Annotated in this window: 19 protein-coding genes; 16 read left to right on the forward strand and 3 right to left on the reverse strand. The window is 71.9% G+C overall.

What is annotated here, in order from left to right; translation table 11 throughout:
* Window positions 1–129 precede the first annotated feature (129 nt).
* From ACYUD3_RS03785 to ACYUD3_RS03800, 4 genes are all read left to right on the forward strand, one after another.
* Entirely contained in the window at window positions 130–1,575 is a 1,446-nt protein-coding gene (locus ACYUD3_RS03785) for an amino acid permease (RefSeq protein ID WP_470963404.1), read from the forward strand.
* Between the two features lie 81 nt (window positions 1,576–1,656).
* Window positions 1,657–2,565, forward strand: a complete 909-nt coding sequence (locus ACYUD3_RS03790) for a PfkB family carbohydrate kinase (RefSeq protein ID WP_470963407.1) — start codon at window positions 1,657–1,659, stop codon at window positions 2,563–2,565.
* Window positions 2,566–2,690: 125 nt separating this feature from the next.
* Window positions 2,691–4,634: a Xaa-Pro dipeptidyl-peptidase gene (locus tag ACYUD3_RS03795; protein ID WP_470963410.1), complete on the forward strand. Its 1,944-nt coding sequence runs from the start codon at window positions 2,691–2,693 to the stop codon at window positions 4,632–4,634.
* A 210-nt stretch (window positions 4,635–4,844) separates the two neighbouring features.
* On the forward strand, window positions 4,845–6,485 hold the full coding sequence (locus ACYUD3_RS03800) for an ABC-F family ATP-binding cassette domain-containing protein (RefSeq protein ID WP_470963413.1): 1,641 nt from the start codon (window positions 4,845–4,847) through the stop codon (window positions 6,483–6,485).
* 94 nt (window positions 6,486–6,579) lie between these two features.
* Here the strand turns inward: ACYUD3_RS03800 and ACYUD3_RS03805 are convergent, their stop codons facing one another.
* Window positions 6,580–8,958, reverse strand: coding sequence for a Tex family protein (locus ACYUD3_RS03805; protein ID WP_470963416.1), 2,379 nt, complete (start codon window positions 8,956–8,958; stop codon window positions 6,580–6,582).
* Between the two features lie 120 nt (window positions 8,959–9,078).
* Window positions 9,079–9,822 carry an enoyl-CoA hydratase/isomerase family protein gene (locus tag ACYUD3_RS03810; RefSeq protein WP_470963419.1) on the reverse strand — a complete coding sequence of 248 codons (744 nt, stop codon included), beginning with the start codon at window positions 9,820–9,822 and terminating at the stop codon, window positions 9,079–9,081.
* A gap of 225 nt (window positions 9,823–10,047) precedes the next feature.
* Here ACYUD3_RS03810 and ACYUD3_RS03815 point away from each other — a divergent pair, with 225 nt between their 5' ends.
* The gene (locus ACYUD3_RS03815; protein ID WP_470963422.1) at window positions 10,048–10,503 is read left to right on the forward strand and encodes an ATP-binding protein; all 456 of its coding nucleotides are present in this window, start codon (window positions 10,048–10,050) and stop codon (window positions 10,501–10,503) included.
* Between the two features lie 4 nt (window positions 10,504–10,507).
* On the opposite strand, the gene idi is transcribed toward ACYUD3_RS03815, so the two are convergent.
* The gene (gene idi / locus ACYUD3_RS03820; RefSeq protein ID WP_470963425.1) at window positions 10,508–11,101 is read right to left on the reverse strand and encodes an isopentenyl-diphosphate Delta-isomerase; all 594 of its coding nucleotides are present in this window, start codon (window positions 11,099–11,101) and stop codon (window positions 10,508–10,510) included.
* 556 nt (window positions 11,102–11,657) lie between these two features.
* Here idi and ACYUD3_RS03825 point away from each other — a divergent pair.
* From ACYUD3_RS03825 to ACYUD3_RS03875, 11 genes are all read left to right on the forward strand, one after another.
* Window positions 11,658–13,445, forward strand: coding sequence for a DUF5941 domain-containing protein (locus ACYUD3_RS03825; protein WP_470963428.1), 1,788 nt, complete (start codon window positions 11,658–11,660; stop codon window positions 13,443–13,445).
* The gene (locus ACYUD3_RS03830; RefSeq protein ID WP_470963431.1) at window positions 13,442–14,179 is read left to right on the forward strand and encodes a phosphocholine cytidylyltransferase family protein; all 738 of its coding nucleotides are present in this window, start codon (window positions 13,442–13,444) and stop codon (window positions 14,177–14,179) included. The genes ACYUD3_RS03825 and ACYUD3_RS03830 overlap by 4 nt, the downstream gene beginning before the upstream one ends.
* Window positions 14,167–15,228: an iron-containing alcohol dehydrogenase family protein gene (locus ACYUD3_RS03835; protein WP_470963434.1), complete on the forward strand. Its 1,062-nt coding sequence runs from the start codon at window positions 14,167–14,169 to the stop codon at window positions 15,226–15,228. Before ACYUD3_RS03830 ends, ACYUD3_RS03835 begins: the two co-directional genes overlap by 13 nt.
* Window positions 15,206–15,985, forward strand: a complete 780-nt coding sequence (locus ACYUD3_RS03840; protein ID WP_470963437.1) for a CDP-alcohol phosphatidyltransferase family protein — start codon at window positions 15,206–15,208, stop codon at window positions 15,983–15,985. Before ACYUD3_RS03835 ends, ACYUD3_RS03840 begins: the two co-directional genes overlap by 23 nt.
* A gap of 35 nt (window positions 15,986–16,020) precedes the next feature.
* Window positions 16,021–16,893 carry a glycosyltransferase family 2 protein gene (locus ACYUD3_RS03845; RefSeq protein ID WP_470963968.1) on the forward strand — a complete coding sequence of 291 codons (873 nt, stop codon included), beginning with the start codon at window positions 16,021–16,023 and terminating at the stop codon, window positions 16,891–16,893.
* Window positions 16,894–17,175: 282 nt separating this feature from the next.
* Window positions 17,176–18,075: an ABC transporter permease gene (locus tag ACYUD3_RS03850; protein ID WP_470963440.1), complete on the forward strand. Its 900-nt coding sequence runs from the start codon at window positions 17,176–17,178 to the stop codon at window positions 18,073–18,075.
* Window positions 18,068–18,853, forward strand: a complete 786-nt coding sequence (locus ACYUD3_RS03855) for an ABC transporter ATP-binding protein (protein WP_470963443.1) — start codon at window positions 18,068–18,070, stop codon at window positions 18,851–18,853. Before ACYUD3_RS03850 ends, ACYUD3_RS03855 begins: the two co-directional genes overlap by 8 nt.
* Before the next feature lie 354 nt (window positions 18,854–19,207).
* Window positions 19,208–20,098 (forward strand): squalene synthase HpnC, encoded by an 891-nt coding sequence (gene hpnC, locus ACYUD3_RS03860; protein ID WP_470963446.1) that lies wholly within the window; start codon window positions 19,208–19,210, stop codon window positions 20,096–20,098.
* Complete coding sequence (hpnD, locus tag ACYUD3_RS03865; RefSeq protein WP_470963449.1) at window positions 20,095–21,045, forward strand: presqualene diphosphate synthase HpnD; 951 nt, start codon at window positions 20,095–20,097, stop codon at window positions 21,043–21,045. Before hpnC ends, hpnD begins: the two co-directional genes overlap by 4 nt.
* 202 nt (window positions 21,046–21,247) lie before the next feature.
* Complete coding sequence (gene hpnE, locus ACYUD3_RS03870) at window positions 21,248–22,630, forward strand: hydroxysqualene dehydroxylase HpnE (protein WP_470963452.1); 1,383 nt, start codon at window positions 21,248–21,250, stop codon at window positions 22,628–22,630.
* An 80-nt stretch (window positions 22,631–22,710) separates the two neighbouring features.
* Window positions 22,711–23,775 (forward strand): polyprenyl synthetase family protein, encoded by a 1,065-nt coding sequence (locus tag ACYUD3_RS03875; RefSeq protein ID WP_470963971.1) that lies wholly within the window; start codon window positions 22,711–22,713, stop codon window positions 23,773–23,775.
* Window positions 23,776–23,809: the final 34 nt, after the last annotated feature.

Below are 23,809 nucleotides of genomic sequence, written 5' to 3' on the forward strand. Positions count from 1 at the left end.
ACCGTGTGATCGTCCGCTCTCTGGGAAGCTGCCTGTTTGGTCTGGGCCTTCATCCGAAGCCGCAGGCCGGGAACGTACGGACACCCGGGGCACGTGCTGCCCCGGGCGCACCAGAGAGTGGTACCACCCGTGAGCAAGGACGCCGTGCAGACGGCTGAGACCGGCGCCGCGGCCCAGGCACCCGCGGACGCGGGCGACGCCGGCTACAGCAAGGGCCTCAAGCACCGCCACGTCAACATGATCGCGATCGGCGGAGCCATCGGCACCGGCCTCTTCCTGGGCGCGGGAGGGCGCCTGCACAACGCCGGACCCGCGCTCGCGCTGGCCTACCTGGTCTGCGGAGTCTTCGCCTTCTTCGTCGTCCGGGCGCTCGGCGAGCTGGTCCTGTACCGGCCCTCCTCCGGGTCCTTCGTGTCGTACGCGCGGGAGTTCCTCGGGGAGAAGGGGGCGTACGTCGCCGGCTGGATGTACTTCCTGAACTGGTCGACCACCGGGATCGCCGACATCACCGCGATCGCGCTCTACACGCACTACTGGAGCGCGTTCACGAGCGTCCCCCAGTGGGTGCTCGCCCTCATCGCGCTGGCCGTCGTCCTCGCCATCAACCTCATCTCCGTGAAGATCTTCGGCGAGATGGAGTTCTGGTTCGCGATCGTCAAGGTGGCCACCCTGGTCGCCTTCATGTGCGTCGGCATCTTTCTGCTCGCCACCCAGCACAAGGTCGGCGGCGAGACCCCGGGGCTGCACGTCGTCACCGACAACGGGGGCGTCTTCCCGCACGGGCTCATGCCTGTCGTCCTCGTCATGCAGGGCGTGATCTTCGCGTACGCCGCCCTCGAACTCGTCGGTGTCGCCGCGGGCGAGACGGCGGAGCCGGAGAAGGTCGTACCCCGCGCGGTGAACTCGATCATGTGGCGCGTGGGGCTGTTCTACGTCGGGTCCGTGGTCCTGCTCGCGCTGCTGCTGCCCGGGTCGGCGTACTCGGCGGACGAGAGCCCCTTCGTGACGGTCCTGTCGAAGATCGGCATCTCCGGCGCGGGCGACGTGATGAACCTCGTGGTCCTCACGGCGGCGATGTCGTCCCTCAACTCGGGCCTCTACTCGACCGGCCGCATCCTGCGCTCCATGGCCATGGCGGGCTCGGCCCCCAAGTTCACCGCCCGCATGAACCGCAGCCAGGTCCCCTACGGCGGCATCCTGCTGACCTGCGCGGTCTGCGTCCTCGGCGTCGGCCTCAACTTCCTCGTCCCCGCGCAGGCCTTCGAGATCGTCCTCAACATCGCGTCCCTCGGCATCATCAGCACCTGGGTGATCATCATGGTCTGCCACCTGGTGTTCGTCCGCCGCGCCAAGGCGGGCCTGCTGGAACGCCCCGGCTTCCGCCTCCCCGGCACCCCGGTCACCGAGATCGCCACGATCGCCTTCCTGCTGATCTGCCTCGGCATGATGTGGAACGACCCCGACGTCGGCCGCAAGACGCTGCTGCTGATCCCGCTGATCGCGGCGGCCCTGGTCGCCGGCTGGTACGCGCTGCGCCGCGGCACCGGCAAGGAACTGACGAACCTGACGAAGTAGCAGGTCAGCGGGCATTGTCAGTGGTGCCGTCTACGGTGGTCCCACGTCAGGATCACGCGGACGACCACGGGGAGGGCCCAGTTGACCGAAGACATCGACGTACTCGTGCTCGGCGGGGCCGGGGTCGACACCGTCGTCCCGGTTCCCGAGCTGTCCCTTCCCTACGCCGACAGCCACATGGTCGACGGGGTGCACACCCGGGCCGGGCAGACCGGGGACTTCGTGGCGCTGGGGCTCGCCTCCCTCGGGCTCGGCGTGCATCATCTCGACTTCCTCGGGAGCGACCCCGAGGGAGAGCTGGTCCGCGCGTTCCACGAGGAGCACGGGATCGCCTTCACCGCTCTGCCGCAGGCCGCCGGGACCAAGCGGGCCGTCAACCTCATCGACCCCGGCGGGCGGCGGCTCTCCCTCTACGACGTCAGCCGGGTGCGGTTCGAGGACCGGTTCCCGGACGACCTCCTGCGGGGGCTCGCCCGGCGCAGCCGGCACGTGCACGTCTCGCTCACCCAGCCGTGCGCCGCCGCCCTCCCCGCCCTGCGCGAGACCGGCGTCACCCTCTCCACCGACCTGCACGACTGGGACGGCGGCGACCCCTACCACGCCCCCTTCGCCCACGCCGCCGACCTCGTCTTCCTCTCCGCCGCCCGGCTCACCGACCCCGAGGCGACCATGCGGCGGATCGCCGAGGAGGGCCGCGCGCGGACCGTCGTCGTCACAGCCGGGGCCGAGGGCGCCCATCTCCTCAGCGACGGCGAGCTGACCCGCATACCCGCCGCCGCCCCGCCCGCCCCGGTCGTCGACTCCAACGGCGCGGGCGACGCCTTCGCGGCGGCGTTCCTGTACGGGCACCTCGCCGGCGCCCCGCCCAGACTCTGCGCCCGCTACGGCGCGGTGGCCGGCGCCTACGCCTGTACGGTCCCGGCGACGCGGGCGGCGGCGGTGAGCCGAGAGCAACTCCTCGCGCAGGCAGGGGAGCAGGCCGGGACATAGGCCAACTCCGTCAGGAGAGTCGGCCGGGGCGCAGATCAACTCCCTTCCCCGGCCGGGGAGTAGGGCCCGCCCCCGCCCCAAACGCCCTCTTCAACCCACGAGTCGCCCCCTGTACCGTCCCGCGCATGCCCCTACGCATGCGCTTCACGACCTGGAGACCCCTCGCCGCCGCCCTCCTCACCCTCCTGGTGGCGGCCCTTCTCACCCCCACCCCGGCGCAGGCCGCCGCGAAAGAGAGTCTGCCGGTCTACTCGTACGCCAAGGCGATCCGCCAGGCCGTGTGGGTGGACACCGGGCTGGACAGCGACAGGGACGGCAAACGCGACCGCGTCGCCGTGGACATCGTCCGCCCGAGCGAACCGGCCCGACAGGGCCGCAAGGTGCCGGTCATCATGGACGCCAGCCCCTACTACTCCTGCTGCGGCCGAGGCAACGAGAGCCAGTTGAAGACGTACGACGCCCAAGGGAACGTCGTACAGATGCCGTTGTACTACGACAACTACTTCGTGCCGCGCGGCTACGCCTTCGTCGGCGTCGACCTCGCCGGCACCAACCGCTCCGACGGCTGCGTCGACGTCGGCGGCCGCTCCGACGTCGACTCCGCGAAGGCGGTCGTCGACTGGCTCAACGGCCGCGCCACGGCGTACACGACCCGCACCGGCACGACGAAGGCCAAGGCCGACTGGACCAACGGCAGGACCGGGATGATCGGCAAGAGCTGGGACGGCACCATCGCCAACGGCGTCGCCGCGACCGGCGTCGAGGGCCTGAAGACGATCGTCCCGATCAGCGCCATCTCCTCCTGGTACGACTACTACTTCCAGCAGGGCGCGCCCCTCTACGACTCCGGCCCCGACGCGCTGGCCGGCTACGTCGAGAGCGCGGACGCGCAGGCCAAGTGCGCCGCCGTGCAGAAGGAACTGGTCGACGGCGCGCCGCGCAGCGGTGACTGGACGCCGCTGTGGAGCGAGCGGGACTACGTCAAGGACGCCGGCAAGGTGAAGGCCAGCGTCTTCGCCGTGCACGGCATGCAGGACCTCAACGTCCGCACCAAGCACCTCGGCCAGTGGTGGGACGCGCTCGCGCGGCACGGCGTCAAGCGCAAGATCTGGCTCTCCCAGACCGGCCACGTCGACCCCTTCGACTACCGCCGCGCCACCTGGGTCGACACCCTGCACCGCTGGTTCGACCACGAACTCCTCGGCTACGCCAACGGGATCGACCGCGAGCCGATGGCCGACGTCGAACGCCACCCCGACCAGTGGGAGACCTCGAAGACCTGGCCCCCGAGCGGCACCGCGCCCACCACCCTGCGCCCCGCGGCCGGCGCCCAGCCCGGCGTCGGCGCCCTCGGCCTGCGCAAGGCCAAGGGCACCGAGACCTTCACCGACAACCCCCGGCTCAACGAGGCCGACTGGGCCGCGAAGATCGACACCAGCACGCCCGAGAAAGCCGGGTTCGTCACCAAGCCGCTCAGCCGCGACCTGCGCCTGGCCGGCTCCTCGAAGGTCACCGTCACGGCCACCCCCACCACCGCGACCGCGCACCTCTCCGCCGTCCTCGTCGACCTCGGCCCCGACACCATCCGGGACTACACCGACGCGGCCGAGGGCATCACGACCCTCGCCGACCGCACGTGCTGGGGCGAGAGCACGGCCGGCGACAGCGCCTGCTTCAAGGAGACGAAGGCCAAGACCGCCGACGTCACGTACAACGTGGTCAGCCGCGGCTGGGCCGACCTCGGCACGTACGCCGACCCCGGCCACGGCGTCCCGCTCACCCCGGGCAAGGCCTACACCCTGACGATCGACCTGGCGGCCACCGACCACGTCGTACCGGCCGGACACCGCCTCGCCCTGATCGTCGCGGGCACCGACAAGGACCTCATCGACCCGCCCGCCGACACCCCGACCCTCACGCTCGACCTCGCCCGCACCTCGGCGCAGGTCCCGTTCGTGGGCGGGGCGGCGGCCTTCGCCCGCGCGACGTCGGGCACGGCGCCGAAGACGGCCCCGGAGACCGCGCCGGCCGGCGTGCAGGGGGCTCCGCAGGGGCACCGGATTCCGTGAGGCAAGGTCCCGTGAGCCAAGAGGCGTACGGGGTCCCGTGAGCCATGAGGCCACGGGGTCCCGTGAGCCATGAGGGAGCCGGTCAGCCAAGCCGATCGTCGTACTCGGCACCCTGGCCGGCTCCCTCACCACCGGCTCCCCCCCACCTCACGCGGCCCCCCACCTCGCGCGGCACCCCCCACGCCCAACCCCCGCTAAGATCTACCCTCTGTGACCGCCACCCTCGTCGCCAAGAACCTCGCCGCCGGCCACGGCGACCGCTCCCTCTTCTCCGGGCTGGACCTCGTCGTCGCCCCCGGGGACGTGATCGGCCTGGTCGGGGCCAACGGCGCGGGCAAGTCCACGCTGCTGAGACTCCTCGCCGGGCTGCTCAAGCCGGAGGAGGGCGAGCTGAAGCTCTCCCCGCCGGCCGCGACCGTCGGCCACCTCCCGCAGGAACCCGAGCGCCGCCCCGGCGAGACGGTCCGCGAGTTCCTCGCCCGCCGCACCGGCGTCGCCGAGGCGCAGCGCGAGATGGACGACTCCGCGCAGGGCCTCGCCGACGGCACCCCCGGCGCGGACGACGCCTACTCGGCCGCCCTGGAGCGCTGGCTCGGCCTCGGCGGCGCCGACCTGGACGAACGCGCCGAGGAGGTCGCCGCCGCACTGGGCCTCGGCGTCGGCCTCGACCAGCCGATGACGTCCCTCTCCGGCGGCCAGGCCGCCCGCGCGGGCCTCGCCTCGCTGCTGCTGTCCCGCTACGACGTCTTCCTCCTCGACGAGCCCACCAACGACCTCGACCTCGACGGCCTGGAGCGCCTCGAACGCTTCGTCACCGGCCTGCGCGCCGGGACGGTCGTCGTCAGCCACGACCGCGAGTTCCTCACCCGCACGGTCACCAAGGTCCTCGAACTCGACCTCGCCCAGGGCCAGATCAACCTCTACGGCGGCGGCTACGACGCCTACCTGGAGGAGCGCGCCACCGCCCGCCGGCACGCGCGCGACGACTACGAGGAGTACGCCGACAAGAAGTCCGCACTCCAGGACCGCGCCCAGATGCAGCGCTCCTGGATGGACAAGGGCGTCAAGAACGCGCGCCGCAAGGGCGGCAACGACAACGACAAGATCGGCCGCAAGTTCCGCAGCGAGGCCAGTGAGAAGCAGGCCGCGAAGGCCCGGCAGACCCAGCGCATGATCGAGCGCCTGGACGTCGTCGACGAGCCCCGCAAGGAATGGGAACTGCGCATGGAGATCGCCGCCGCCCCGCGTTCCGGCGCGGTCGTGGCGTCCCTGCGCGACGCCGAGGTACGGCGCGGCGACTTCGCGTTCGGCCCGGTCACCTTGCAGATCGACTGGGCGGACCGGGTCGCCGTGACCGGCGCCAACGGGGCCGGGAAATCGACCCTGCTGGCGGCGCTGCTGGGCCGGCTGCCGCTCGACTCCGGTACGGCGACGCTCGGTTCGGGCGTCCTGATCGGCGAGGTCGACCAGGCGCGCAAGCTGTTCTACGGCCCCGAGACCTTGCTCGACGCGTTCTGCGCGGCCGTCCCCGAGACCGAGCCGGTCGAGATCCGCACCCTGCTCGCGAAGTTCGGCCTCAAGTCGGAACACGTCCTGCGCCCGGCGGCGACCCTCTCACCGGGCGAGCGGACGAGGGCGGGCCTGGCACTGCTCCAGGGCAGGGGCGTCAACCTCCTGGTCCTGGACGAACCGACGAACCACCTCGACCTGCCGGCGATCGAGCAGTTGGAGTCGGCGCTGGAGGAGTACGAGGGGACGTTGCTGCTGGTGACGCATGACCGGCGGATGCTGGATGCGGTGCAGGTGAGCAGGAGGTTGGAGGTAGGGGGAGGAAAGGTGACGGAACGCTAGGAGCGCCCCGACAGGGGCGCGGGGCTGTATCGATTTGCGGCTCCGCCGCGTGGTCGCGACCAGCGATGACAGCCCCGCAGTCCCCCACGAACCCTTAGCGCTTCCCCCTCTTGGGATCAGTCAGCCCAGCCTTGCGCAGAGCATCGGCCATCGCACTGTTCACAGGAGCCGGCGCCTGCCTCTTCTGCTGAGGCGGACGCCCACCCCGCTGCCGCCGCTCACCGGACTCACCCTGCCGCCCCCCGCCGGAGGCAGCCTCGTCGTCGAGCCGCAACGTCAAAGAGATCCGCTTCCGAGGAATATCCACCTCAAGCACCTTCACCTTGACGATGTCCCCCGGCTTCACCACCTCCCGGGGATCCTTCACGAAGTTCCGCGACATCGCCGACACATGCACCAGCCCGTCCTGATGCACCCCGACATCGACGAACGCCCCGAACGCGGCCACATTCGTGACGACCCCCTCCAGCACCATCCCGGAGACCAGATCCCCGATCTTCTCGACCCCCTCCTTGAACGTCGCCGTCTTGAAGGCGGGCCGGGGATCACGCCCGGGCTTCTCCAGCTCGCGCAGGATGTCGGTGACGGTGGGAAGCCCGAACGTCTCATCGACGAAGTCCCCCGCGCGCAGCGAGCGCAGCGCCCCCGTGTTCCCGATCAGCGCCGCGACCTCCTGACCGGAGGTCTTCACCATGCGCCGTACGACGGGGTAGGCCTCGGGGTGGACGCTGGAGGAGTCCAGTGGGTCAGCGCCGCCGCGGATGCGCAGGAACCCGGCGCACTGCTCGTACGCCTTGGGCCCGAGGCGGGCCACCTTCTTCAGCTCGGTCCGGGACGTGAACGGCCCGTTGGCGTCGCGGTGGGCGACGATGTTCTCGGCGAGCGTGGCGGTCACCCCGGAGACCCGGGAGAGCAGCGGCGCGGAGGCGGTGTTGACGTCGACGCCGACGCCGTTCACACAGTCCTCGACGACCGCGTCCAGCGAGCGGGACAGCTTCACCTCGGACAGGTCGTGCTGGTACTGGCCGACGCCGATCGACTTCGGGTCGATCTTCACCAGCTCGGCGAGCGGGTCCTGGAGCCGGCGCGCGATGGAGACGGCGCCGCGCAGGGAGACGTCCATGTCGGGCAGTTCCTGGGAGGCGAACGCGGACGCCGAGTACACGGAGGCGCCGGCCTCGGAGACCATCACCTTCGTGAGCTTCAACTCCGGGTGCCTGGTGATGAGTTCACCGGCGAGCTTGTCGGTCTCGCGGGACGCCGTGCCGTTGCCGATCGCGACCAGCTCGACCGCGTGCTCCTTCGCGAGCCGGGCCAGCTTGGCGATCGCCTCGTCCCACCGGTTGGCCGGGACGTGCGGGTGGATGACGTCGGTCGCGACGACCTTGCCGGTCGCGTCGACGACGGCGACCTTCACGCCCGTACGGAAACCGGGGTCGAGACCGAGCGTCGCCCGGGTGCCCGCCGGGGCGGCGAGCAGCAGGTCGCGCAGGTTGGCGGCGAACACGTCGACCGCCTCGTCCTCCGCCGCCGTACGCAGCCGCAGGCGCAGGTCGATGCCCAGGTGGACCAGGACGCGGGTGCGCCAGGCCCAGCGGACCGTGTCCTGGAGCCACTTGTCGCCGGGACGGCCCCGCTCGGCGATCCCGAACCGGGAGGCGATGATCGGCTCATATGACGAGCGAACGGCACCGGCACCGGCACCGGCCCCAGATCCGGCCGCCCCCGCCGCCTCCGAAACCTCCTCCGGCTCCAGAACCAGCTCCAGCACCTCCTCCTTCTCCCCCCGCAGCATCGCCAGGATCCGGTGCGAGGGCAGCGCCGTGAACGGCTCGGCGAAGTCGAAGTAGTCGGCGAACTTGGCCCCCGCCTCCTCCTTCCCGGACCGCACCTTCGCCGCCAGCCGCCCGCGCGTCCACATCCGCTCGCGCAGCTCACCGATCAGGTCGGCGTCCTCCGAGAACCGCTCGGTGAGGATCGCCCGCGCCCCCTCCAGCGCGGCGGCGGGATCGGCGACCCCCTTGTCCGCGTCGACGAAAGCCGCGGCGGCGGCCGTCGGATCGACCGAAGGGTCGCCCAACAGCCCCTCGGCGAGCGGTTCGAGCCCCGCCTCCCGCGCGATCTGCGCCTTCGTCCGGCGCTTCGGCTTGAACGGCAGATACACGTCCTCAAGGCGCGCCTTGGTCTCGGCGCCGAAGATGCGCGCCTCCAGCTCCGGCGTCAGCTTGCCCTGCTCGCGCACGGACTCGAGGATCGCGCCCCGCCGGTCCTCCAGCTCCCGCAGATACCGCAGCCGCTCCTCCAGCGTGCGCAGCTGCGCGTCGTCCAGCGACTCCGTCGCCTCCTTGCGGTACCGCGCGATGAAGGGCACGGTCGAACCCCCGTCGAGCAGTTCCACGGCGGCCTTGACCTGCCGTTCCCGCACGCCGAGTTCCCCGGCGATCCTGCTTTCGATGGTCCCTGCTTCGCTCACGATCCCGTACCGCCTTCTCCACGTCAGCTTGCGTCGCAATTGTGGCAGGTACCACTGACATCCCCGGACCGCCCCGCGAAACCCCGCCCGTACGAAGGCTCTTAAGCCCCCCCAGGACTCTCAAGCCCCCCAGGAAAACCGCGCGGTCCGCCGCTCCAGAAACGCGTGGACGCCCTCGGCGGTCTCCCCGGCCGCATGCTCCTGCGCCTCCCAGTACCCCTCCCGGTCCCCCCGCCCGTGCACGAACTCCTTGGCCGCGGACTGCGTCAGCAGGGACCGTGAGGCCAGCGTGCGCGTGAACTCCGTAACCCGCTTGTCCAGTTGGCCGGCGGGAAGCACCTCGTCCACGAGCCCCGTGCGCAGCGCCCGTCCGGCGTCGATCAACTCGCCGGAGAACAGCAGGAACTTGGCGGTGGCGGGCCCGACCAGCGCCGCGAGCCGCCGGGTCGAGGAGGCCGCGTACACGATGCCGAGCTTCGCCGGAGTCACCCCGAAGAGCGCCCCTTCCTGCGCGAACCGCAGATCACAGGCCCCCGCCAGCTGCGTGCCGCCGCCCACGCAGTGCCCGCGCACGGCGGCCAGGGTCGGCTTGGGGAAGGCGGCCAGCGCGTCCTCCGCGGCGACGGCCAGGCCCCGCATCCCGTCGGCCGCGTCGCGCAGGCCGTGGATCTCGGCGCCCGCGCAGAAGGTGTCGCCGTCGCCGGTCAGCACCAGCGCGCGCACGGCCCGGTCGGCGGCGAGCCGCTCCAGCAGCGGCGGCAGCGAGCGCCACATCGCGGCGGTCATGGCGTTGCGCCGGGCCGGGTGGCTGATGACGACGGTGGCGACCGAGTCGGCGACCCGGTACGACAGTTGGGGCTCCATGGAGGCCGATGGTAATCGGCGCCGATATGGAAATTCGTACAAGAGGAATGATTCTCCTAGACCTCTTTATTGAGGAAGGAGCGGTCACTCTCGTAATTCGGTGATCGTGAATCGATCTGAACCGGTCGATATTCACTGACTTATGGTCAGTCATCCGGGGCGGAGCACCCCGTTACCAACACTCGACCTGTGGTGACAACCGAGCACAAGGATGGCGACCGGACGATGGAAGACCACGGGGCGCCGGGGCCGCTGCCGTACGAAGGGGTGTGGCGGTTCACCGCCGCCGCCGTGGAGGCATCCGTCCCGCAGGCCCGGCGCGCGGTGCGGGACCTCCTGTACCGGCAGGGGGTGCCGGCCGCCGACGACGTCGTCGACGGGCTCCTGCTGATCGTGTCGGAGCTGGTGACCAACGCCGTGAAGCACGCGGCGCTGCTGTCCCCGACGCTCGCGGTGGAGGTGGCTGTCGGGCCCGACTGGGTGCGGGTGTCCGTCGAGGACAGCCACCCCTACCGCCCGACCGCCCTGGAGAACCCGCACAGCCCGACCGGCGGCCGGGGGCTGCTGCTGGTGCGGGAGATCACCCGGGAGGCGGGCGGCGTCTGCGACGTCGAGCACACGGCGGCGGGCGGCAAGGTCATCTGGGCCGCGCTGCCGCTCAAACCGGTGGGCGTGCCTTAAGGATTCACCAGCCGGCGTTCTCGTCCGTCAGCTCGCGGATCGCCGGACGGACGGCGTCCAGGACGGTCGGGAACCAGGTGGAGAACCGGTCCTTCTCCAGCCGTTCGGCCAGTTCGGCGGGGGTCACGAACGCCGTGTCGCCCACCTCTTCCGGGTCCGGCCGCAGCGGCGACTGCACCAGGCCGACGAAGAGGTGGTTGTACTCCTGCTCGACCAGGCCCGACAGCGGGTCCGGGTGGTTGTAGCGGACCGTGCCCGCCTCGGCCATCAGCGACGGCGAGACGCCCAGCTCCTCGTAGGTGCGCCGGGCCGCCGCCGCGAACGGGGACTCGCCCGGGTAGGGGTGGCCGCAGCAGGTGTTGGACCAGACGCCGGGGGAGTGGTACTTGCCGAGCGCGCGCTGCTGGAGCAGCAGCCGGCCGCGGCCGTCGAAGAGGAACACCGAGAACGCGCGGTGCAGCAGCCCCGGCGCCTCGTGGGCGGCGAGCTTCTCGGCGGTGCCGGTCGTGACACCGTTCTCGTCGACCAGCTCCAGCAGGATCGCGTCCGCGCTGCCGCTGGCTGAACTGTCCGTCGGGGTGGCAGGTGTGATCGGCATACCCATCCTTAAGCGTCGGTCCTCGCGCCCCCAGTCTGCCGTACGCGTCCGGCACGGGGCCCGAGGGCTGATCTTGCCCGCCCCGGCGCCCGCGGAACCGCCCGGCACGACAAGCACGCGGACGGGTGAGGTCGTCGTACGTGTGACCGGACGATGTGGGGGTCATCTTCTTATGCGACTACGGCCTGTGCGGCGCATCCCGTCGGCCGCCCGCCGGCCTGTGAGGAGGATCACCGCTGCCCGCAGACGTGCGGGCCGCGTGGAGAAGCGGCCCGCCAGATGACCTGACCTGCGGAAACCAACCCCAGGTCAGAGCGGTCCGGCCCCAGGGCGGCGGGCGGTTTGGCCCTCCGGGTGCCGATCACCGATGATGATCACGGCAGAGCCGGTGTGGACGGCCTTGAATGAGCCTGAACGGGTGGTGAACTCCGCCGCTCCGGTATCCGATAGCCTCTGCCGACATGTCACCGCCCCAGGCGCCCGCGCGGCGCCGGATGTGAGGGCGCCTTCGTCGTAGCGAGCCGGTGCGCAGCCGGTTCCCAGGGAGTGAGTTCGGTTGCCGACCGCCATCCTCACCGGCTCTCCGGTACCCGGATCGCCGATCGAGGCGGATCTTCGCGGGCTCGGGTTCGACGTACGCCCCGCGCGGACCCTCGCCGACGCCGAACGGCTCGTCGCCGAGGCGCCCTGCGACCAGCCGGTGGCCCTCGTCGACGCCCGGTTCGTCGGACACGTGCACGCGCTGCGGCTCGGCACCCTCGACCCCCGTTTCCCGCTCGCCGCCCTCCCCGGCGTCGTCACCGCCCGCCCCGCCGGACGCATGGCGCTCACCCGGGCGCTGGCCAGGGAGAACTCCTCCGAGGCGGCCACCGACCCCGACTCCGGCACGGCCACCGACCTCGATGCGCTCGCCGCCTGCCTCGAGAAGGACGGCGACAAGATCCACCGCCCGGCCCTCGGCACCCTCGTCGCCGCCGTCCCCGGCGATCCGCAGGCCCGCGACGAGGCGCGGCGGGCCGTCGACGCCGTCGACGACGAGGCCGTCCGCCTGAGGTCGTCCGTGAAGTCCGGGGACGGGTTCTTCACCACCTTCTTCATCAGCCCCTACTCCCGCTATATCGCCCGCTGGTGCGCGCGGCGGGGGCTGACGCCGAACCAGGTCACCACCGCCTCCCTGCTCACCGCGCTCGCCGCCGCCGGGTGCGCGGCGACCGGGACGCGGGGCGGGTTCGTCGGCGCCGGGCTGCTGCTGCTCGTCTCCTTCGTCCTCGACTGCACCGACGGCCAGCTCGCCCGCTACGCCCTGAAGTACTCCACCCTCGGCGCCTGGCTGGACGCGACCTTCGACCGGGCCAAGGAGTACGCCTACTACGCGGGCCTCGCCCTCGGGGCCGCGCGCGGCGGGGACGACGTATGGGCCCTCGCGCTCGCCGCGATGGTCCTCCAGACCGTCCGGCACATGGTCGACTTCGCCTACCACGAGGCCGAGGACGACGTCGCCGCCCCCGCGACCGGACCCGTCCTCAAGGTCAGCCGCGGCACCTGGATACGCCGGATGATCATCCTGCCCATCGGCGAGCGCTGGGCGATGATCGCGGTGCTGACGGCCGCGACGACTCCCCGGATCACGTTCTGCGCGCTGCTGGTGTGGGGGGCGTTCGCCGCCGCGTACACCACCGCCGGGCGCCTCGTGCGCTCCTGGCGCCGCCGCGAGACCCCCAACTCCGACCGCTCCGCCCAGGCCCTCGCCGACCTCGCCGACACCGGGCTGTTCGCGACCGCCCTGGCCCCGCTGACCCGGCACGCCAAGTCCTCCGGGGCGCCGGTGGCGCTGTCCCTGGCCCTGCTCGTCGCCGCCGCCCTCACCCGGTACGGCAGCTGGCTGCCCGTCTTCTTCGCCGGCTGCTACGTCATCGCCTCGGCCGGCATGACGGCCCTGCCGCTGAAACGCTCCCTGGACTGGCTGGGCATACCGGTGTTCCGCGCCGCCGAATACGGCACCGTCCTGGCTCTCGCGGCTAAAGCCGGAGTAAACGGCGCCCTCCCCGCGGCTTTCGGGCTGGTGGCCGCCGTCGCCTACCATCACTACGACACGGTGTACCGCATCCGCGGTGGCGCCGGAGCGCCGCCGGCCTGGCTGGTGCGCGCCGTCGGCGGGCAGGAGGGGCGGACCCTGCTGGTCTGCGTCCTCGCGGCCGTCCTCACCGCATCGCAGTTCACCGTCGCGCTCACGGCACTCGCCGTGGCCGTCGCCCTGCTGGTGCTCGCCGAGAGCATCCGCTTCTGGGTCACCGCACACAAGGCCGGGGCCCCGGCCGTACACGATGAAGGAGAACCCGCATGATCGGCCTCGTGCTGGCGGCCGGCGCCGGACGGCGCCTTCGCCCCTACACCGACACCCTCCCCAAGGCGCTGGTGCCGGTGGACGGCGACACGACCGTTCTCGACCTCACCCTCGGCAACTTCGCCGAGATCGGCCTCACCGAGGTCGCGGTCATCGTCGGGTACCGCAAGGAGGCCGTGTACGAGCGGCAGGCGGAGCTGGAGGCCAAGTACGGCCTGAAGCTCACCCTCATCGACAACGACAAGGCCGAGGAGTGGAACAACGCCTACTCCCTGTGGTGTGGCCGTGACGCCCTCAAGGGCGGCGTGATCCTCGCCAACGGCGACACCGTCCACCCCGTCTCCGTCGAGAAGACGCTGCTCGCCGCGCGCGGCGACGGCAAGCGGATCATCCTCGCGCTCGACACCGTGAAGTCCCTCGCCGACGAGGAGATGAAGGTCGTCGCCGACCCCGACCAGGGCGTCCGCAAGATCACCAAGCTGATGGACCCGGCGGAGGCGACCGGCGAGTACATCGGCGTCACCCTCATCGAGGGCGAGGCCGCCGAGGAGCTGGGCGACGCGCTGAAGACGGTGTGGGAGACCGACCCGCAGCAGTTCTACGAGCACGGCTACCAGGAACTGGTCAACCGCGGCTTCCAGATCGACGTGGCGCCCATCGGTGACGTCAAGTGGGTCGAGATCGACAACCACGACGACCTGGCGCGCGGTCGGGAGATCGCATGCCAGTACTGACGCGGCTGATCCCCTCCCCGGTCGTCGTCGACATCCGCGCGGGCGCCCTCGACGACCTCGCGGGCGTCCTCGCCGACCAGCGGATCTCGCACTCGGGCCGGCTCGCCGTCGCCGTCAGCGCCGGCTCCGGCGCCCGGCTGCGCGAACGGCTCGCCCCGGCGCTGCCCGGCGCGACCTGGTACGAGGTCGGCGGCGGCACCCTGGACGACGCGATCCGGCTGGCCGGCGACATAAAGGCCGGCCACTACGACGCCGTCGTCGGACTCGGCGGCGGGAAGATCATCGACTGCGCCAAGTTCGCCGCCGCCCGCGTCGGCCTGCCCCTGGTCGCCGTGCCCACCAACCTCGCGCACGACGGCCTGTGTTCGCCGGTCGCGACCCTCGACAACGACGCGGGGCGCGGCTCCTACGGGGTGCCGAACCCGATCGCCGTCGTCATCGACCTGGACGTCATCCGCGACGCCCCGGCCCGCTTCGTGCGCTCCGGGATCGGGGACGCCGTCTCCAACATCAACTCGGTCGCGGACTGGGAGCTGTCCAACCGGGTCAACGGCGAGAAGGTGGACGGGCTCGCCGCCGCCATGGCCCGGCAGGCCGGCGAGGCGGTGCTGCGCCACCCGGGCGGCATCGGCGACAACGACTTCCTCCAGGTGCTCGCCGAGGCGCTGGTCCTCACCGGGATCGCGATGTCGATCTCCGGGGACTCCCGGCCCGCCTCCGGCTCCTGCCACGAGATCAACCACGCCTTCGACCTGCTCTTCCCCAAGCGCGCCGCGAGCCACGGCGAGCAGTGCGGGATGGGCGCCGCGTTCTGCATGTACCTGCGCGGCGCGCACGAGGAGTCCGCGTACACCGCGGAGGTGCTGCGCCGGCACGGGCTGCCCGTGCTGCCGACGGAGTTCGGCTTCAGCGTGGACGAGTTCGTCCGCGCGGTGGAGTTCGCCCCCGAGACCCGGCCCGGCCGCTACACGATCCTCGAACACCTCGACCTCAAGACCGACCAGATCAAGGACGTCTACGCCGACTATGTCAAGGCCATCGGTAGCTGAACTCCGCCCGGTCGTCCACCCCGCCGGGGTGAAGGACCGACGCAGCGGTGAGCACTGGATGGGCCGCCTCTACATGCGTGAGGTGTCCCTGCGGGTCGACCGCTACCTGGTGAACACCCGGGTGACGCCGAATCAGCTCACGTACCTGATGACCGTCTGCGGTGTCCTGGCCGCCCCGGCGCTGCTGGTGCCGGGGATCTGGGGCGCCGTCCTGGGTGTCGTCGCCGTGCAGCTGTACCTGCTGCTGGACTGCGTGGACGGGGAGATCGCCCGCTGGCGCAAGCAGTACTCCCTGGCGGGCGTCTACCTCGACCGCGTCGGGGCTTACCTCACCGACGCCGCCGTCCTCGTGGGGCTCGGGCTGCGGGCCGCCGATGTGTGGGGGAGCGGGCGGATCGACTGGCTGTGGGCGTTCCTCGGGACGCTCGCCGCGCTCGGCGCGATCCTGATCAAGGCGGAGACCGACCTGGTCGGCGTGGCCCGGCACCAGAACGGGATGCCGCCGGTCAAGGAGTCGGCGGCCGAGCCGCGTTCGTCGAAGATGGCGCTGGCCCGCAAGGCCGCCGCCGCGCTCAAGTTCCACCGCCTCATCCTCGGCATCGAGGCGTCCCTGCTGATCCTGGCCCTCGCGATCGCCGACCACTTCCACGGCGACCTCTTCTACACCCGCCTCGGCACGGCCGTCCTCGCCGGCATCGCGCTCCTCCAGACGCTGCTGCACCTGGTGTCGGTGCTCGTCTCCAGCAGGCTGAAGTGAGCGGCGGGGCCGAAGTGAGCGGCGCCCCGGCCGCTTTGAAGGTCGGCGCGGTCATCATCACCATGGGCAACCGGCCGGAAGAGCTGCGCGCCCTCATCGACTCGGTCGCCAAGCAGGACGGCGACCCGGTCGAGGTGGTGGTCGTCGGCAACGGCTCGCCGGTGCCCGAAGTCCCGCACGGCGTACGGACGGTGGAGCTGCCGGAGAACCTGGGCATCCCCGGTGGCCGCAACGTCGGCATCGAGGCGTTCGGGCCCAGTGGCCGCGACGTCGACATATTGCTGTTCCTGGACGACGACGGGCTCCTCGCCCAGACCGACACCGCGCAGCTGTGCCGGGAGGCGTTCGCCGACGACGCGAGGCTCGGCATCGTCAGCTTCCGCATCGCCGACCCGGAGACCGGTGTCACCCAGCGCCGGCACGTGCCCAGGCTGCGGGCCTCCGACCCGATGCGCTCCTCCCGGGTCACGACGTTCCTCGGCGGCGCCAACGCCGTACGCACCCAGGTCTTCGCGGAGGCGGGGGCGCTGCCGGAGGCGTTCTTCTACGCGCACGAGGAGACCGATCTGGCGTGGCGGGCGCTGGACGCGGGGTGGCTGATCGACTACCGGGCCGACATGGTGCTGTACCACCCGACGACGGCGCCCTCGCGGCACGCGGTCTACCACCGGATGGTCGCCCGCAACCGGGTCTGGCTGGCCCGCCGCAACCTGCCCGCCCCTCTGGTCCCCCTCTACCTGGGGGTGTGGCTGCTGCTCACCCTCGCCCGGCGGCCCTCCATACCGGCGCTCAAGGCGTGGTTCGGGGGTTTCAGGGAAGGCTGGAGCACCCCGTGCGGCCCGCGCCGGCCCATGCGGTGGCGCACGGTGTGGCGGCTGACCCGGCTGGGCCGGCCCCCGATTGTCTGACAAGCTCGTCCCGTGGCAGATGATGTCCGCCCCGTCGCGGCGTCCGGCACGCACTCTCGCCGCACCGGCCGAAAACCCGAGTACGTCCAGTACACGGGTCTCCGGCCGGCACGCCGAGAGCACGCACCGGACGTCGCTCCTTCACGGGCGGACATCACCTGCCACGGGACTCGTCCCCGAGGTCGTCGAGGGTCCCTGCCCCGGCTGTCAGGCCCGCGACCGGCCGCGCAAACCGAGACGAAAGTTTCCCTTGTGAGTGAGAGAACCCCTGAAGGCGGCGTCATGACGAGCGTGCCCTCATCCCCTGACGACGGGCTCACCCCGGCCGAACTCGCCGCCAAGTACGGGCTCGCCGTCAGCGGCGCCCGCCCGTCGCTGCGGGCCTACGTCGGCCAGCTGTGGGGCCGGCGCCACTTCATCCTGGCCTTCTCCTCGGCGAAGCTGGCCGCCCAGTACAGCCAGGCCAAGCTGGGCCAGCTGTGGCAGGTGGCGACGCCGCTGCTGAACGCGGTCGTGTACTTCCTGATCTTCGGCCTGATCCTGAACGCCGGGCGCGGCATGTCCAAGGACGTCTACATCCCGTTCCTCGTGACCGGGATCTTCGTCTTCACGTTCACGCAGTCCTCGGTGATGTCGGGGGTGCGGGCGATCTCCGGCAACCTCGGCCTGGTGCGGGCGCTGCACTTCCCGCGCGCCTCCCTGCCGATCTCCTTCGCGCTCCAGCAGCTCCAGCAGCTGCTGTGGTCGATGCTGGTGCTGTTCCTCGTCGTGATCGCCTTCGGCAGCTACCCGTCGGCGTCCTGGGCGCTGATCGTGCCCGCGCTCGCTTTGCAGTTCCTCTTCAACACCGGCCTGGCGCTGGTCTTCGCGCGGGCCGGCGCCAAGACCCCGGACCTCGCGCAGCTGATGCCGTTCGTGCTGCGGACGTGGATGTACGCGTCCGGCGTCATGTTCTCCATCCCCGTCTACCTCGCCGAGCGCCCCGGCTGGGTCTCCACGGTCCTCCAGTGGAACCCGACGGCCGTCTACATGGACCTCATGCGGTTCGCGCTCATCGACGGCTACGGCTCCTCCAACCTCCCCGACCACGTGTGGGCGGTCGCGGCGGGCTGGGCCGTGCTGTTCATGGCCGGCGGCTTCATCTACTTCTGGCAGGCGGAGGAGCGGTACGGCCGTGGCTGAGCAGACGCAGAAGGTTCCCACGGTGATCGCCGAGGACGTGCACATCGTCTACCGGGTCAACGGCGCCAAGGGCGGCAAGGGCAGTGCGACGGCGGCCCTGAGCCGGATCGTCAGACGGAAGAAGAAGAGCGGCGAGGAGCGCGGCGTCCGCAAGGTGCACGCGGTGCGCGGGGTGTCGTTCACCGCCTACCGGGGCGAGGCCATCGGCCTGATCGGCACCAACGGCTCGGGCAAGTCGACGCTGCTGCGGGCGATCGCCGGGCTGCTGCCGCCGGAGAGCGGCAAGGTCTACACCGACGGCCAGCCCTCGCTGCTCGGCGTCAACGCGGCCCTGATGAACGACCTCACCGGGGAGCGCAACGTCGTCCTCGGCGGGCTCGCCATGGGCATGTCCCGCGAGCAGATCAAGGCCCGCTACCAGGACATCGTCGACTTCTCCGGGATCAACGAGAAGGGCGACTTCATCTCGCTGCCGATGCGGACGTACTCCTCCGGCATGGCGGCGCGGCTGCGGTTCTCCATCGCCGCCGCCAAGGACCACGACGTCCTGATGATCGACGAGGCGCTCGCGACCGGCGACCGCAAGTTCCAGGTCCGCTCCGAGGAGCGCATCCGCGAACTGCGCAAGCAGGCGGGCACGGTCTTCCTGGTCAGCCACAGCAACAAGTCGATCCGCGACACCTGCGACCGCGTGCTCTGGCTGGAGCGCGGGGAGCTGCGGATGGACGGGGGGACCGACGAGGTCCTCAAGGAGTACGAGAAGTTCACCGGCAAGTAGGCGCCGCGTGCGGTGGAGCCGGTCCGCTGCCTCGGGGCCGGCTCTGCAAAGGAAGCGTCAACTCGGGCCCGCCGCAGGAATCTTGACGCCAATCGGTGTGTTCTTGTGATGTGCGGGAGACCCCGACGAACCGCCGTGCGCTGTACAACGTAAGCTGGACCGGTCGCGAAACGCGCCAAGTGGGGCCATAACGTGCGCGGACCGTACCGATTGAGGACACCGCCGCGCGGGTGTCCGGGTGGCGTGTCCGAAATAGTGTGTATTGGGTCGGCAGTGTAGAACGGGAGATGTGACGGCAATGGCGAAGGCGACTCCCCGGTCCGACGCAGCGTGTGCCGTCGCGGGCGGCCCGCGATGACCCTGACCGCCGGTGACACCGAGCGCGGCACCCTCGACAAGGCCGCCGCCGAGAACTTCCCCGTGGCCCCCTTCTTCCTCCCCCGCGCCTGGCGCACCGACCTCATGGCCGTCTACGGCTTCGCGCGCCTCGTCGACGACATCGGCGACGGCGACCTCGCGGCGGGCGGCGCCGACGCGGCCCTCCTGGGCGTCCCGCCCGGACAGGCCGACGACCGCATGGCTCTGCTCGACGCCTACGAGGCCGACCTGAACCGCGTCTTCACCGCCGTCCCCCGCCACCCCCTCCTGCGCCGCCTCCAGCCCACGGTCCGCCGCCGCGACCTCACCCCCGAGCCCTTCCTCGGCCTGATCGCCGCCAACCGCCAGGACCAGCACGTCAAGCGGTACGACAGCTACGCCGACCTCCTCGCCTACTGCGAGCTGTCCGCCAACCCCGTCGGCCGCCTCGTCCTCGCCGTCACCGGCACCGCCACCCCCGAGCGCATCCGCCGCTCCGACGCCGTCTGCACCGCCCTACAGATCGTCGAACACCTCCAGGACGTCGCCGAGGACCTCGGCCGCGACCGCATCTACCTCCCCGCCGAGGACATGAAGCGCTTCCACGTCGGCGAGAGCGACCTCGCCGCCCCCAGCGCCGGCGCGTCCGTACGCGCGCTGGTCGCGTACGAGGCGCAGCGCGCCCGCGAACTCCTGAATGAAGGCGACCCCCTCGTGGGTAGCGTCTCGGGCAGGCTCAGACTGCTGCTCGCCGGGTTCGTGGCGGGAGGACGGGCGGCGCTCGACGCGATCACCGCCGCCCGCTACGACGTACTTCCCGGCCCGCCGAGGCCCGGCAAGCTCCGGCTGCTGCGCCAGGTGGGCGTGACCCTGCGAGGAGAAGGGTGAACCGGAGCGTGGAGCCCTCACCGCACCTGTCCGGGCCGGTGCTCGCCGCCTACAGCTACTGCGAGGCCGTGACCGGGACCCAGGCGCGCAACTTCGCCTACGGCATCCGCCTGCTGCCCACGGCCAAACGCCGCGCCATGTCCGCCCTGTACGCCTTCTCGCGCCGGGTGGACGACATCGGCGACGGCGCGCTCGAACCCGAGGTGAAGGCCGCCCGCCTGGAGGACACCAGAGCGCTGCTCACCCGGGTCCGCGAGGGCGAGGTCGAGGAGGACGACACCGACCCCGTCGCCGTCGCCCTCGCCCACGCCGCCCGCGCCTTCCCCGTCCCGCTCGGCGGCCTCGACGAGCTCATCGACGGCGTCCAGATGGACGTGCGCGGCGCGACGTACGAGACCTGGGACGACCTCAAGCTGTACTGCCGCTGCGTGGCCGGCGCCATCGGGCGGCTCTCGCTCGGCGTCTTCGGCACCCGCCCCGGCGCGCGCGGCGCCGAACGCGCCCCCGAGTACGCCGACACGCTGGGGCTCGCGCTCCAGCTCACCAACATCCTGCGCGACGTCCGCGAGGACGCCGCCGGCGGCCGTACCTACCTCCCCGCCGACGACCTCGCCAAGTTCGGCTGCTCCGCCGGCTTCGCACACCCCACACCCCCCGAGGGCGCGGACTTCCCCGGCCTCGTCCACTTCGAGGTACGCCGCGCCCGCGCGCTGTTCGCCGAGGGCTACCGGCTGCTGCCGCTGCTCGACCGGCGCAGCGGCGCCTGCGTGGCCGCCATGGCCGGCATCTACCGCCGCCTCCTCGACCGCATCGAACGCGACCCCCACGCCGTCCTGCGCGGCCGGGTCTCCCTCCCCGGCCGCGAGAAGGCGTACGTCGCCGCGCGGGGCCTGTCCGGCCTCGACACCCGGCACATCGCACGCCAGACCGTCAGGAGGAACGCCTGATGGAGGGTCTCAAACGGCTGGCAACCCTCCGGGTCATGGCCGCGTCCCAGAGTGCAGCGGCCGACGGGGCCGCTGGGGAGGACGCACGATGACCGGGGACCGGAGCGGGACGGGAGGGGCGCAGGCGGAGGGCGGGGTACAGGTCGGGGCCGGGGTACGGGGTGAAGCCGGGGTACGGGTTGAAGCTGGAGTACGGGGTGACATGAACACGCAGCGTAGTGCCGTCGTCGTGGGCGGCGGGCTCGCCGGGATCACCGCCGCGCTCGCGCTCGCGGACGCCGGAGTACGGGTCACGCTCCTCGAAGGGCGCCCCCGGCTCGGCGGGCTCGCGTTCTCCTTCCAGCGCGGGGACCTCACCGTCGACAACGGACAGCACGTCTACCTGCGCTGCTGCACCGCCTACCGGTGGTTCCTCGACCGCATCGGCGCCAGCGCGCTCGCGCCGATCCAGGCCCGGCTCGACGTACCCGTCGTCGACGTGGACAAGCCCGAGGGGCGCCGGCTCGGGCGGCTGCGGCGCGACGCGCTGCCGGTGCCGCTGCACCTCGGGCGCAGCCTCGCGACCTACCCGCACCTCTCGCTCGCCGACCGGGCCAGGGTCGGGCGCGCGGCGCTCGCGCTCAAGGGGCTCGACCTCAGCGATCCGGCGCTGGACGCACAGGACTTCGGGAGCTGGCTGGCCGCGCACGGGCAGTCCGCGCGGGCCATCGAGGCGCTGTGGGACCTGGTCGGGGTGGCCACCCTCAACGCCGTCGCCGGAGAGTCCTCGCTGGCGCTCGCCGCGATGGTCTTCAAGACCGGACTGCTCTCCGAACCCGGCGCCGCCGACATCGGCTGGGCCCACGTCCCGCTCGGCGAACTCCACGACACCCTCGCCCGCAAGGCGCTCGACACCGCCGGCGTCGACGTCGAGGTCCGCACCCGCGTCAGCGCCATCTCCCGCGCCGAGGACGGCACTTGGAGCGTCCGCACCCCCGGCCGCGAACTGCGCGCCGACGCGGTCGTCCTCGCCGTCGCCCAGCACGAGGCCCACGACCTGCTGCCGGCCGGCGCCCTCGACGCCCCCGAGCGGCTGCTGGACATCGAGACGGCGCCGATCCTCAACGTGCACGTCGTCTACGACCGCAAGGTCATGAACGTCCCCTTCCTCGCCGCCCTCGGCACCCCCGTGCAGTGGGTCTTCGACCGGACCGGCGCCTCGGGGCTGGAGCGCGGCCAGTACCTCGCGCTGTCCCAGTCGGCCGCGCGCGACGAGATCGACGAACCCGTCTCCGCCCTGCGCGAGCGGTACCTGCCGGAGCTTCAGCGGCTGCTGCCGCGGACCCGGGGCGCCGAGGTGCTGGACTTCTTCGTCACCCGGGAGAAGACGGCCACGTTCGCGCCCGCCCCCGGCACCGGCCGCCTCAGGCCCGGCGCCCGCACCGAAGCCCCCGGCCTCTACCTGGCCGGTTCGTGGACCGCCACCGGGTGGCCCGCGACCATGGAGGGCGCGGTCCGCAGCGGTGTCGGGGCGGCGGACGCCGCGCTCGCCGCCCTGGGCCGGCCCCGCCCCGCCCGTCTCTTCGCCTTCGAGGAGGCCGCCTGATGCTCCAGCAGCACAGCCCGGCAGGCGCCCGCACCTACGGCACCGCGGAAACCGTGACCAGAGGAGAAACTGTGCCCACTGTGCCCCCGGCCCCGCCGGCCGCCCGACGGACCGCGGTGGACGTGTCCGCGCTCCTGGAGCGCGGCCGGACCCTGGCCAGCCCGGTACTGAGGGCGGCCACGGCCCGCCTGGCACCCCCGATGGACATGGTCGCCGCCTACCACTTCGGCTGGATCGACGCCCAGGGCAACCCCACCGAGGGCGACGGCGGCAAAGCCGTACGCCCCGCGCTCGCCGTGCTGTCCGCCGAGGTCACCGGAGCCGCGCCGGAGACGGGCGTGCCCGGCGCGGTCGCCGTCGAACTGGTCCACAACTTCTCGCTGCTGCACGACGACCTGATGGACGGCGACGAGCAGCGCCGTCACCGCGACACCGTGTGGAAGGTCCACGGCCCCTCCCAGGCCATCCTCGTCGGCGACGCCCTGCTCGCGCTCGCCTACGAGGTGCTGCTGGAGCTCGGCACCGTCGAGTCCGGCCGCGCCGCCCGCCGCCTCACCACCGCGACCCGCGCCCTCATGGACGGCCAGGCCCAGGACATCTCCTACGAGCACCGCGACCGCGTCAGCGTCGAGGAGTGCCTGGAGATGGAGGGCAACAAGACCGGCGCCCTGCTCGCCTGCGCCTCCTCCATCGGCGCGGTCCTCGGCGGCGCCGACGAACAGGCGGCCGACGCCCTGGAGCGCTACGGCCACCACCTCGGCCTCGCCTTCCAGGCCGTCGACGACCTCCTCGGCATCTGGGGCGACCCCGAGTCCACCGGCAAGCAGACCTGGTCCGACCTGCGCCAGCGCAAGAAGTCGCTGCCGGTCGTGGCCGCCCTCGCGGCCGGCGGCGGCCCCTCCGAGCAGCTCGCCGAACTCCTCGCGGCCGACGCGAAGAGCACCGATCTCGCGCACTTCTCCGGGGAGGAGTTCGCGGCCCGCGCCCGCCTCATCGAGGAGGCGGGCGGCCGGGAGTGGACCGCGGCGGAGGCCCGCCGCCAGCACACCGTCGCCATCGAGGCCCTGAACGCCGTGCACATGCCCGAGCGGGTACGGGAGCAGTTCACCGCGCTCGCCGACTTCGTCGTCGTACGAAAGAGATGATCACTATCGGTCGAATAGCCCTCGCGTAGTCGCC

The sequence above is a fragment of the Streptomyces sp. AMJ-169 genome, from assembly GCF_055597585.1.